At 50.6% G+C, this 11,760-nt stretch carries 14 protein-coding genes; 10 read left to right on the top strand and 4 right to left on the bottom strand.

The window, feature by feature from the left end:
- Positions 1–68: 68 nt before the first annotated feature.
- The 9 genes from ttrS (at position 69) to AC07NP_RS05565 (ending at position 9,172) form a co-directional block, all read left to right on the top strand.
- Complete coding sequence (gene ttrS / locus AC07NP_RS05605) at positions 69–1,832, top strand: tetrathionate respiration histidine kinase TtrS (RefSeq protein WP_494659984.1); 1,764 nt, start codon at positions 69–71, stop codon at positions 1,830–1,832.
- On the top strand, positions 1,807–2,391 hold the full coding sequence (ttrR, locus tag AC07NP_RS05600) for a tetrathionate respiration response regulator TtrR (protein WP_494659822.1): 585 nt from the start codon (positions 1,807–1,809) through the stop codon (positions 2,389–2,391). The genes ttrS and ttrR overlap by 26 nt, the downstream gene beginning before the upstream one ends.
- Positions 2,392–2,504: 113 nt before the next feature.
- A complete protein-coding gene (gene fumD / locus AC07NP_RS05595; protein ID WP_494659983.1) occupies positions 2,505–2,714 on the top strand; it encodes a fumarate hydratase FumD in 210 nt (69 codons plus the stop codon).
- Positions 2,715–3,185: 471 nt separating this feature from the next.
- Positions 3,186–3,812, top strand: a complete 627-nt coding sequence (locus AC07NP_RS05590) for a ferredoxin-like protein (RefSeq protein WP_192612078.1) — start codon at positions 3,186–3,188, stop codon at positions 3,810–3,812.
- Between the two features lie 119 nt (positions 3,813–3,931).
- Entirely contained in the window at positions 3,932–6,034 is a 2,103-nt protein-coding gene (locus AC07NP_RS05585) for an aldehyde ferredoxin oxidoreductase (protein WP_494659821.1), read from the top strand.
- A gap of 13 nt (positions 6,035–6,047) precedes the next feature.
- The gene (locus tag AC07NP_RS05580; RefSeq protein ID WP_494659820.1) at positions 6,048–6,698 is read left to right on the top strand and encodes a YdhW family putative oxidoreductase system protein; all 651 of its coding nucleotides are present in this window, start codon (positions 6,048–6,050) and stop codon (positions 6,696–6,698) included.
- Between the two features lie 63 nt (positions 6,699–6,761).
- Complete coding sequence (locus AC07NP_RS05575; RefSeq protein ID WP_192612081.1) at positions 6,762–7,430, top strand: 4Fe-4S dicluster domain-containing protein; 669 nt, start codon at positions 6,762–6,764, stop codon at positions 7,428–7,430.
- A complete protein-coding gene (phsC, locus tag AC07NP_RS05570; RefSeq protein ID WP_494659819.1) occupies positions 7,427–8,212 on the top strand; it encodes a thiosulfate reductase cytochrome B subunit in 786 nt (261 codons plus the stop codon). Before AC07NP_RS05575 ends, phsC begins: the two co-directional genes overlap by 4 nt.
- Positions 8,213–8,215: 3 nt before the next feature.
- Complete coding sequence (locus tag AC07NP_RS05565) at positions 8,216–9,172, top strand: YdhT family protein (protein ID WP_494659818.1); 957 nt, start codon at positions 8,216–8,218, stop codon at positions 9,170–9,172.
- Between the two features lie 59 nt (positions 9,173–9,231).
- On the opposite strand, the gene AC07NP_RS05560 is transcribed toward AC07NP_RS05565, so the two are convergent.
- The 4 genes from AC07NP_RS05560 to AC07NP_RS05545 all read right to left on the bottom strand — a co-directional run bounded on the left by AC07NP_RS05560 (position 9,232) and on the right by AC07NP_RS05545 (position 11,367).
- A complete protein-coding gene (locus AC07NP_RS05560) occupies positions 9,232–10,041 on the bottom strand; it encodes an MBL fold metallo-hydrolase (RefSeq protein WP_494659817.1) in 810 nt (269 codons plus the stop codon).
- Positions 10,042–10,150: 109 nt separating this feature from the next.
- On the bottom strand, positions 10,151–10,291 hold the full coding sequence (locus AC07NP_RS05555) for a hypothetical protein (RefSeq protein ID WP_101737839.1): 141 nt from the start codon (positions 10,289–10,291) through the stop codon (positions 10,151–10,153).
- A 549-nt stretch (positions 10,292–10,840) separates the two neighbouring features.
- The gene (locus AC07NP_RS05550) at positions 10,841–11,110 is read right to left on the bottom strand and encodes a hypothetical protein (RefSeq protein WP_494659816.1); all 270 of its coding nucleotides are present in this window, start codon (positions 11,108–11,110) and stop codon (positions 10,841–10,843) included.
- A gap of 80 nt (positions 11,111–11,190) precedes the next feature.
- Positions 11,191–11,367 (bottom strand): YnfU family zinc-binding protein, encoded by a 177-nt coding sequence (locus AC07NP_RS05545; protein ID WP_238929141.1) that lies wholly within the window; start codon positions 11,365–11,367, stop codon positions 11,191–11,193.
- Positions 11,368–11,514: 147 nt separating this feature from the next.
- Between AC07NP_RS05545 and AC07NP_RS05540 the strand changes: the two genes are divergently transcribed.
- The gene (locus AC07NP_RS05540; protein ID WP_007374831.1) at positions 11,515–11,748 is read left to right on the top strand and encodes a hypothetical protein; all 234 of its coding nucleotides are present in this window, start codon (positions 11,515–11,517) and stop codon (positions 11,746–11,748) included.
- Positions 11,749–11,760 lie beyond the last annotated feature (12 nt).

The raw sequence follows: 11,760 nt of genomic DNA, 5'->3' as shown, positions 1-11,760 counted from the left end.
TACCCGGCTTGTTGTTGATCTAAAACAACATAAATGACAGGGATTCTTGGGTGAAAGGCAAAGTGGCGATGTACCTGACGGTGCTGGCATCCGTCTGGGTATTAATGAATCCCGCGTGGGCGGGGATGTGGAATATCGGCGTTCTGGCGATGCGAGGGGAAGATTCAACGCGCAATCACTGGCAACCGCTGGTGACGATGCTGAATCAGCAACTGCCTGACGAACAATTCCATATTCAACCGTTAGACTTGCACCAAATGCAGGAAGCGGTGAATCGCGGAACGATTCAGTTTGTGATTACAAACCCGGCGCAGTTTGTGCAACTCAATAGTCACGCCCCGTTACGCTGGCTGGCCTCGCTGCGTTCGCTGCGTGGGAGCGAGACGGCGGGAAATGTGATTGGCAGCGTGATCCTGACGCGGCGTGACAGCGGCATCAACGGCGTTCACGACCTGATCGGTAAAACGGTTGGCGCCATTGATGCCCAGGCCTTCGGCGGGTATTTGCTGGGGTATAAAGCCCTCAGCGACGCGGGACTGCGTCCGGAGCGCGATCTGCAGTTACGTTTTACCGGTTTCCCCGGCGATGCGGTGGTGTATCTGCTACGAGAAAAAGCGGTGCAGGCCGCGATTGTACCGGTGTGCCTGTTGGAAAAAATGGACCAGGAAGGGCTGATTCACAAAGACGATTTTGTGGCGGTACTCAACCATCCCGCATCGATCCCCTGTTTAACCAGCACTCCGCTTTATCCTGACTGGTCGTTTGCGGCACTGTCGTCCGTCAGTAATACCCTTGCGGATCGCGTTACCCGCGCGTTATTCAACGCCCCGGAATCCGCCCCGTATCACTGGGGCGCGCCTGCCTCGACCAGCCAGGTTGAAGCATTGCTGCGCGAGGTGCGCCAGCATCCGCAGCAGCGACGTTTATGGCTGGATGTGAAAAGCTGGCTCATTCAGCATAAGACGGCGATGGGCGGGGCGGCGATTATCCTCTTCCTGCTTACCCTGAATTACATCTGGGTCATGCTGTTGGTTCGACGGCGGGGGAAACAGCTAGAACGCAATAATGTGCTGCTGCATCAACAAGAGCAGGCCCTCGAAACGGCAAGACAAATGAGTATTCTCGGCGAGATGACCTCCGGGTTTGCCCACGAGATAAACCAACCGCTTTCGGCGATCCGTCATTATGCCGAAGGATGCCTGATTCGTTTACGCAAACAGGATCCGCAACACCCGCTGTTACCCGCGCTGGAACATATCGACAGCCAGGCCCAGCGCGGCGCGGATACGTTGCGCAATTTGCGCCACTGGGTCAGCCAGGCGCGGGGAAACCCGGTCCTGACCGAAGAGTGGAAGGCTACCGGCATTCGCGACGCCATATCTCACGTCTGGCAGCTGTTACGCATGTCGCAGCATTTCCCGACGGTGACGTTACACGCCGATGTGGATCCTGCACTGACGCTCACGCTGCCGCCGATGCTCCTTGAACAGGTTCTGGCGAATCTTATCCTCAATGCCGCTCAGGCGGGCGCGACGACAGTGTGGTTAGAGGCTGAAGAGGGCAACCACTCGATGTATATCCTGTTGCGGGACAATGCGGGGGGAATCGATGACGCGGTACTTCATCAGGCTTTTCAGCCCTTCGTGACCACCCGCCAAGAAGGGATGGGCTTAGGGCTGGTTATCTGCCAGCGGCTGGTACGTTACGGCCAGGGAGAAATTAGCATTTCGAACCAGACATCGCCTGATGGTCAGACGGGGGCGGTTGTCATATTGCATTTCAGAAAAAATGAGGGAGAGAGCGGCGATGGCGATCATTCATCTGCTGGATGATGATGTGGCAGTGACAGACGCATGTGCCTTTTTACTGGAGAGTTTAGGTTACGAGGTTCGTTGCTGGAACGATGGCGGCCGTTTTTTAGCACAGGCGGACTTGCGACAAACCGGTGTGCTGTTGCTGGATATGCGGATGCCTGGGCTGGATGGTCAGAGCGTGCATGAAGAGATGCGCCAGCGAGGCAGTACGCTGGCCGTCGTGTTTCTCACCGGGCATGGGGATGTCCCGATGGCGGTGGAGCAGATGAAGCGCGGGGCGGTCGATTTCCTGCAAAAACCGGTGTCTGCCGGACCCCTTCAGGCTGCGCTGGAACATGCGCTGGTGGTGTCGGCGTCGGCGTTTGCGCGGCAGTCCATTATCCTCTGTTACCAACAACTCACGCCAAAAGAGGGCGAGTTGGCGGCGCTGGTCGCGAAAGGGTTGATGAATCGCGAAATTGCCAGCGTGATGAATATTGCGGTTCGCACCGTGGAGGTTCATCGCGCCAGGGTGATGGAAAAAATGCAGGCCGGAAGCCTGGCGGAGCTTGTTAATCGCCTGCAACAGGTGCTGTAAATCGATAACTATGCAATAGTTTCAATCTTTATTTATTTGATTTTCATTGAATTTTGTCTATTTCAACGGAGTGATATATGCTGTTGGCTAATGCTGGCAACGAGTGAAACATGATGGGAAAACCAGGCAAAGAAGACGAACTGTACCGGGAAATGTGCAGGGTAGTAGGCAAAGTGGTGCTGGAAATGCGCGATCTGGGGCAAGAACCGAAACACGTCGTGATTGCTGGCGTGTTAAGAACGGCGTTAGCGAATCAGCGTATCGTGCGTAGCGAGCTGGAAAAACAGGCGATGGAAACGGTCATCAGGGCATTAACAGGTTAATCGGATAAGGAGATGGGCGATATCTTTCGCCATCTCTGATTCTTTATATTTGGGTTACTATTTCCATATGAAAATACTATTTCTTTCATTAACAGAAATAATCGCTGTATGATTATTTATATATCGAAGGCGGCGTATTATTATATCTGCGAGACTTGTCACAAACATATGAAATAGAATTGAATAAATATCACCCACTCATTTAATGATAATAAATATCACTTCGCATTTAATATTTCCCTTCCGTTTTTTAATTGATGACGATCAAAGTTATACCTGCTGAATAACCACATTATCTTTATGCCTAACCCTAAAGGATTAGTTCGTTGGCATTTAATCCTCTTTTACAAGATCCGGTTAAGGCGAAAACACCAGGTGTTGGAGGCAACATTAGAGGCTCTGTTTTTGCATAATTACAATTGGCCTGGGAGATGTTGTCAGCACTGCGTTTGCAAAGAGGATGCAAAATAAATGAACCAGGTTGATCGTCCACTTTTAGATTTCGGTTTAACGCGGCTTGAATTTTTGCGTATATCAGGAAAAGGGCTGGCGGGATTAACGATTGCGCCTGCGTTGTTGTCACTCTTTGGCTGCAAGCAGGAAGATATAGACAGTGGCACAGTAGGACTGATTAATACGCCGAAAGGCGTTCTGGTCACCCAGCGCGCTCGCTGTACGGGATGTCATCGTTGCGAGATTTCCTGTACCAATTATAACGATGGCGCGGTGGGAACGTTCTTTTCCCGCATTAAGATCCATCGTAATTACTTCTTTGGCGATGCTGGCGTCGGCTCCGGCGGCGGCTTGTACGGTGATTTGAACTATACCCCTGATACCTGCCGTCAGTGCAAAGACCCGCAATGTATGAAGGTGTGTCCCATCGGCGCCATCACCTGGCAACAGGAAGAGGGCTGTATTGTCGTTGATCATAAGCGGTGCATTGGTTGCAGCGCATGTACGACCGCTTGTCCCTGGATGATGGCCACCGTAAACACCGAAACCAAAAAATCCTCAAAGTGTGTTTTATGCGGCGAATGCGCCAATGCTTGCCCGACCGGAGCATTAAAAATCATTGAGTGGAAAGAAATTACTGTTTGATTGATCTCAGGTGGAAACGCGATGCGTCATCCTCCCTTAATGAATCCAGTTTTGCAAAAAATGCGAGATGACGGTGAGCGATAATCACGCCATTAAATCATCTTGCAAAGGAAAAAATTATGGCTAACGGTTGGACTGGTAATATTTTGCGGGTCAATCTCAGTACGGGTGAAATAACTCTTGAAGATTCCAGCAAATTTAAAAAATTCGTCGGCGGAATGGGCTTTGGTTATAAAATCATGTATGACGAAGTCCCGCCAGGCACAAAACCTTTTGATGAAGGTAATAAACTGGTATTCGCCACCGGCCCGTTGACAGGGTCAGGAGCGCCATGCAGTTCTCGCGTCAATATCACCTCACTTTCCACGTTTACCAAAGGTAATTTAGTCGTAGATGCGCATATGGGAGGCTTTTTTGCCGCCCAAATGAAATTTGCGGGCTATGACGCCATTATTATTGAAGGTAAGGCGGCATCGCCCGTCTGGCTTAACATTAAAGACGACAAAGTCAGTCTGGAAAAAGCCGACTTTCTCTGGGGCAAAGGGACGCGAGCCACGACGGAAGAGATCTGTCGGATGACCAGTCCTGAAACCTGCGTGACGGCTATCGGTCAGGCCGGTGAAAACCTTGTTCCGCTCTCCTGTATGCTCAACAGCCGCAACCACAGTGGCGGGGCGGGAACCGGGGCGGTGATGGGGTCGAAAAACCTGAAAGCGATTGCGGTTGAGGGCACCAAAGGGGTCAATATTGCCGATCGCAAAGAGATGAAACGGCTCAATGACTATATGATGACCGAGCTGATTGGTTCCAATAACAACCATGTAGTGCCCAGTACACCGCAGGCGTGGGCAGAATATTCCTCTCCGGCTTCACGCTGGAATGCGCGCAAAGGATTGTATTGGGGGGCGGCGGAAGGCGGTCCCATTGAGACGGGTGAAATACCACCGGGTAACCAGAACACCGTCGGTTTTCGTACCTGTAAGTCGGTTTTTGATCTCGGACCCGCTGCCGAAAAATACACGGTGAAAATGAGCGGATGCCACTCGTGTCCGATTCGCTGTATGACCCAGCTCAACGTTCCCCGGGTAAAAGATTTCGGTGTGCCAAGTACTGGGGGGAACACCTGCGTGGCGAACTTTGTCCACACCACGATCTTTCCGCACGGCCCGAAAGACTTTGACGACAAAGATGACGGGCGCGTCATTGGTAATCTGATCGGTTTAAACCTGTTTGACGATTACGGTATCTGGTGCAACTACGGGCAATTGCACCGGGATTTCACTTATTGTTACAGCAAAGGGGTCTTCAAGCGCGTTCTTCCTGCCGACGAGTTCGCCGAAATTCGTTGGGACCAGTTAGAAGCAGGCGATCCTAACTTCATCAAAGATTTCTATTACCGACTGGCGCACCGCGTCGGTGAACTTAGCCATCTTGCGGATGGTTCTTATGCCATCGCTGAGCGCTGGAATCTGGGTGAAGAATACTGGGCTTACGATAAAAACAAACTCTGGTCGCCGTTTGGCTTTCCTGTGCATCACGCCAACGAAGCTTCAGCCCAAGTTGGGGCGATTACCAACTGCATGTTTAATCGCGACTGTATGACGCACACCCACATCAACTTCATTGGTTCCGGTTTACCGCTGAAATTGCAACGGGAAGTGGCGGGCGAGTTGTTTGGTTCCGAAGACGCCTACGACGAAACCAAAAATTACACGCCGATCAATGCGGCCAAAATCAAATACGCCAAATGGACGCTGCTCAAAGTCTGTCTGCATAACGCGGTCACGCTGTGTAACTGGGTTTGGCCAATGACGGTATCGCCGCTCAAAAGTCGTAATTATCGCGGCGATCTGGACCTGGAGGCTAAGTTCTTTCAGGCCGTAACCGGCGATGAAACGACCCAGGCCAGTCTGGATCTCGCTGCTGAGCGCATCTTTACGCTGCACCGTGCTTACACGGTCAAGCTGATGCAAACCAAAGATATGCGTAATGAACACGATCTCATCTGTTCCTGGGTGTTCGACAAAGATCCGAAAATCCCCGTCTTCACCGAAGGGACAGACAAAATGGATCGCGAAGATATGCGCCTTTCTTTGACGCTGTTCTATAAGGAGATGGGCTGGGATCCTGAGTTGGGATGCCCGACCCGCGAAACCCTGAATCGACTCGGGCTTGAAGACGTTGCAGCCGATCTGGCCGCACAGAATCTGTTGCCTGCGTAGAAAGGAACGCGTGATGAGCCATGTAGATAGCGTTTCAGCCCAGGATGCTCCAGAGATCGACGTCGAGAAACGCCAGTGGTTTCATGCGTTACGTCCTCAGGAAGAGCAAGGCGATACACCGGCGGAAGCGGCGAATCCAGTAGAGATTGTGGCGGATTTTATCCGCCAGCATTCGGCATCGGGAAACCTGGTGGCGCGTAGTCTGTTTACGCTGCCGCCCTATTTGTTGACCGAAGAGGATCTCGATCCTCTGCTGGAAAGTCTGCGCCAGGGCGATAGGGGGACGGATATTACCTGTGTGAAAGGTAGCCAGGATGAGTACTACTACAGCACGCAGACGATGACCGAAAACTATGCCGACATGTGTGTGCAGGTGGTGGAAAGGGATATCTGCCGTGCGGTTGCCGAGGCGGTGCGTTTTGATTGCCGCACGTATCCCCGACCTTACAAAGTCGCCATGCTTGAACAACCGCCGTACCGCTTTGAACCGCAAGAGATAGAGGCGGCGCTGGCAACGATGGACGTTCATCCGGACTATGCGGATATACGCCGCGTGGAGTCATCAAACGCAGAGCCTTATCTGTTTAGCGAGCGTTTTATGAGCTACGGAAAAGCCTATGGCTTATGTGAATGGCTTGAGGTTGAGCAGTATCAGAACCCCTGATTTTTCAGGTAGATGTCATGGAATGTGTGGACTGTCTCTGTCACAGCATTAGAGGATAACCCGATGTCCTTCACTCGACGAAAATTTGTAATTGGCATGGGGACAGTGATCTTTTTCACCGGCCCCGGTCAAAAGGTAGTAGCCGGCACGAAACAGACCAAAGACGTGCGCTACGCCATGATTCACGACGAATCACTGTGTAATGGCTGTAATTTATGCGCACGCGCTTGCCGTAAAACGAACCATGTCCCCCCGCAGGGGAGCCGTTTGTCGATCGCGCATATCCCGGTGTCTGATAACGAAAATGAAACTTTGTATCACTATTTTCGTCAGTCTTGTCAGCACTGCGAGAATGCGCCCTGTATTGACGTTTGTCCGACCGGGGCCTCCTGGCGAGACGAAAACGGTATTGTGCGAGTTGATACATCCCGCTGCATTGGATGCAGTTACTGTATCGGCGCATGCCCGTATCAGGTTCGTTATCTCAACCCACAGACCAAAGTGGCAGATAAATGCGATTTCTGCGCTGAAAGCCGTCTGGCGAAAGGCTTTCCTCCCATTTGTGTCAGTGCCTGTCCAGAGCACGCGCTGATTTTTGGGCGTGAAGACAGTCCAGAAATTCAGGCATGGCTTCGGGAAAACAAATACTACGAGCATCAGCTTCCAGGCGCAGGCAAACCCCATCTGTATCGCCGGTTCGGTCAACATTTGATTAAAAAGGAAAATGTATGAACGCGTCGCAGAGTGCCGAACAGTTTCACATGCAGCTCGCCCACTATGTCCCCCTGTTTTCAGCGGAATACTGGCCTGTCTGGTTGGTGATTGCCGGTTTGATGCTGGTGGCGATGGGGCTAGTGCTGGCGCTGCACGCCATTTTACGTTTTCGATCTGTGAATCAGAAGGCGGCGAGTCACGGGGAGAAAGTCTATTTGTACTCAAAAGCGGTCAGGCTATGGCATTGGTCTAATGCGTTGTTATTTCTGTTGCTGTTGGTCAGCGGCCTGATTAATCATTTCACTCTCGCCAGCCCATCGGCGATCAAAAGTCTGTTGGCGGTGCATGAAGTCTGTGGCTTCCTGCTGCTGATATGCTGGATTGGATTTGTGTTGATCAACCTGGCGGGGGGTAATGGTCATCATTACATTATTCAGCGCCAGGGGTGGGTAAGCCGTGCACTTCGGCAGACGCGTTTCTATCTGTTCGGCATTATGCAGGGGGAATCTCACCCGTTTCCGGCAAGTGTGCGTTCGAAGTTTAACCCGCTGCAGCAGGCTGCCTATGTCGGCGTCATGTATGGATTACTGCCGCTGCTGTTGATAACCGGCTTATTGTCGCTTTACCCTCAGGCCGTCGGCGATCTGTTCCCGGGCGTTCGTTACTGGCTGTTGCAGGCGCATTTTGCGTTATCCATAGTCAGTCTGTTTTTCATTTTTGGTCACCTCTATTTATGCACAACAGGTCGCACGCCGGGCGAAACCTTCAAGTGCATGGTAGATGGCTATCACCGGCATTGATCGATGGTTATTACGCGTAAGGATTTGCGGGCCTGGCGTGTCGGGCCCGTAATGTATCGATGGTTTATTCGCCATTTTCCTGATGGGGGGAGTTACGCAGACGTGCATCGCACGCTCCAGTTCGAAGGCTATGCGGATTGGGCAAACAGTCTGGTGGAATATGCGTGGACAAAGTGGCTGAGTGAAGAGAGCTTTGTGCGTCAGGATATTCGTACCATGGATTTTTTGGCGAATGCACTGACTCCGCCGAATGCCATTTTTCCTCATGATGCGGAAAGCGTTGCCCCCTGTTTCAGTAAATTGTCCACGGTTAAAGATAAAGAACAGCTGGCGAATGCGGAGAATAGCGCGCAGATCTGCAGTGCGGGCGATAACGTGCGGTTAGGCTGTGCCGGAGACAATGTGAAAGTGGCCAGCGCAGGGACCCACAGTTATATCGGCAGCACAGGGGACAATGGTTGGCTGAGCAGTGCCGGTTATGCCACACAGATTGCCAGTGCGGGTTATGGCGTGCGTATTGGCAGTGTGGGATATAACGCCCACATTGGCAGTTCAGGCGATCGTGCCCGTGTGGTGGTGGCGGGGAATTCAACCCGCGTTAGCAGCGCCGGAAATAGCACGCGTATCGCCAATACGGGAATGCGTGTGCGAGTCAGTACCCTCGGCAGCAGAAGTAATATCGCCAGCGCGGGCGATCTGTCACACATAACCTGTTTTGGTGAACAGCCTAAAATAGCCAATAGCGGTGATAACGTTCATATAGTTGCCAGTGGCGAACATGCCGTTATCGCCAGCGTCGGGCATGTGGATTCCATCATTCTTGGACCCGGAGGGTGCGCCGCGTTGGCCTATCACGATGGGGTTCGCACACGCTTTGCCGTTGCCATTGAAGGGGAGGACAATATTCAGGCTGGGGTGAAATACCGGCTCAATGAACACCACCAGTTTGTGGCGTGCTGAGTCAGTCTGGAGTCTCAATACAGGTCGACTATTGCCCGCTCAACGCGCCGCGATGTCTCTTATTCCGGAATGACGACCACTTCCCCCGTCGCAGGGCTGTGCAGCGAAGGCAGCCACAATTTTCCCCACCAACCCGTGCAATGGCAGGCGAAAATATACGTTGGGTTTTCCTTGCGGAGAAAACGTCTGATTTTCCATAAAGTCCACGGCGACGCACTACGCAGATGCAGCCCGCCGACAATGGCATGGATACGCGTGATGCCGGTGATTTTTTGGCAGTGACGTACAATGTTGATAATCCCCTTATGACCGCAGCCAGTGATGATCACCAGTCCCTGTGTCGATTTATAGATCAACACCCCCTCATCCTGAATGTAATCTGTGGACCGAGCAGGATCGCCAAGTACGCCATAGGCTTTTGGAGAAGGGGTTGAGATCTCGCCTGACCACATGAAACGTGGGCTGATGTCCACCGGTGTTGATGTCGGTTCCTGTATAAAGCGTGAATAATCAACGTCGACTGACAACTTTTTGAATTTTGCTTTTATCCCGGCAAATGTGAGCGCGGCAAAACGTGGTTGACTGATGGCAGGATGGCAGATGATCCGCGTCTTTTCCGGGAGCCACGGTACGCCACCACAATGGTCATAGTGTCCATGGGAAAGGAGAGCTGCCGTCAGGGTGTTGAGATCAATCCCCATGTTCAGGGCATTTTTCAGAAAGCTATCATCGGGACCGGTATCGAACAGTAGTCTGTCCTGACCGTCTTCAATGAGCAAACTGAGGCCGGGTTTGGATATCAATGGAGAGGAATTGTGGCTTTCTTTTGCCAGATGATTTTCAAGTAGCACGCTGATTTTCAAAGACATGGTCATTCTCCAGCCATAAGGCTGAATTGTCTGCTATCTGCGGGGAAGTCTCAATAGGGCAAGAGGGAAGAAATGACATTAAAAAACCGGCGCGTAGCCGGTTTAACCATTAGATTTTGCAGGCGTCGCCGCAGTCATCATCGGCCACAATCGCTTGCGCTTTTTTGTCTGCATCATCAAGACGCTCTGCATTACGCTCTTCCGCTTCTTCCAGCCCGTTAAAGACCAGATTATCGAGATCAATTTCCATCAGCTACCTGCTTCATTTCTGTGTTTATCAACCTCTGATTATATTTCAGAAAGGACATAATCAACAAACAAAGTACAGCAAAGTGGACTTAATCGAAGGGGAGTAAGCCGAGCGAGAAGTCAATGCGCCTGATGAAGAAAAAATGGGGGGCATCCGAGTTGATGGCCTAAAGTTGTACAGTAGATGAGTATGTTTATGATTTATCTATCAGAACCCTTGGGAGCGCACTTTTTTGCTGACCATTTTATGTACCAACTCTGCATTTCTAAACGGAATTTTCTCGGTACTTCGATGTGCGCAACAGTCTCGCACGATGAAGTAAAGCGTTAGTACAGACCTGTGGCACAACTTCTCCTTAATGTCATTGAACGTTGTAATGCATAAGGAAAATTAGTCTTTAGCGATATGTATTAAATAAGACCGCGTCCCTTCGTTTGAAATGAAAAGATAAAATAGTCAATAAACAGCAACAGGAACGTCATCCTGTATTCTAATTTCCGTATTTGCATCAGTGATTTTTTATCTGTTCATAAATTCAGTAATACATTATTAATATTCAAGCAGTTGCCTCTGTGATTCGTTTTCTTCGAGATATTCGAAGGAGAGCAGGCGAGTTTTTTCATCGTTGAAAAACCATTCGCAATCGTTTCGTTGAATAACGTCTCCGGGACTGAAGCATATCCCGGACGCAGCCCGAACGATCGCATATTTTCCGTTGCTGAACATAACCCTGTGGATACAAAAGGGGGGCCTTGCATCTCCAAAAAGTCGGTTTGCAATGATATGCCCTTCAATAAAAACAGCTTTCTTGTTTTTCATGAGATTCACCTTTATCACAGTATCACATTGATATGTGGTTATTTTCCTGTTTCGTTTTCTTTCGAAGAGGGAACTGCTGGCTAGCCGCCAATGCACCAGCATTCTGATGGTAGAAATAACAGCCCGCATGAAGGACATTCCAGCACCGCATCTTTTCGCAGTTTACCTGCTTTTTGGTCTGCCGTGTGGTTACAGGCAGGGCAGGTTACATGCACAGGTCTTTCTTTAAATTTTCGCAAGCCACTTGTATAAGACATAAATTAACACTCCAGAAGTTTAATAATTAAGTATACGCCTATATTTAATAATATTGAGCTTATATGTGTTTGGTTCTGTGTCTGGGGAATGCGTCAGAGAGTAAGACTGGATATTGTGATATAATGCCCTTCCATGAGAAATTTATAATGAAATCAGAAGACACTCTTGACTGGTACCCGGCACAATTGCCGCCAGTGAAAATTATCCTTGGCGAAGCCGTGCTGGCTGTTGGTAAACAGGGCCGGCCAATTAACACCCGGACGCTGCTTGAGTACCTTCAGGTCATGCAGGGAAAGCAAAAAAGAAGGGATGATAAAGTGGCGATGCAGACCGCGATAGATGTTCTCAGAGATAATCAACGCATTAACGGCAGACGTTAATGCGCATTTTTC

It is taken from the genome of Citrobacter sp. GW821-FHT07H02, from assembly GCF_059418505.1.
This window is presented reverse-complemented; position numbering and strand designations above follow the sequence as displayed.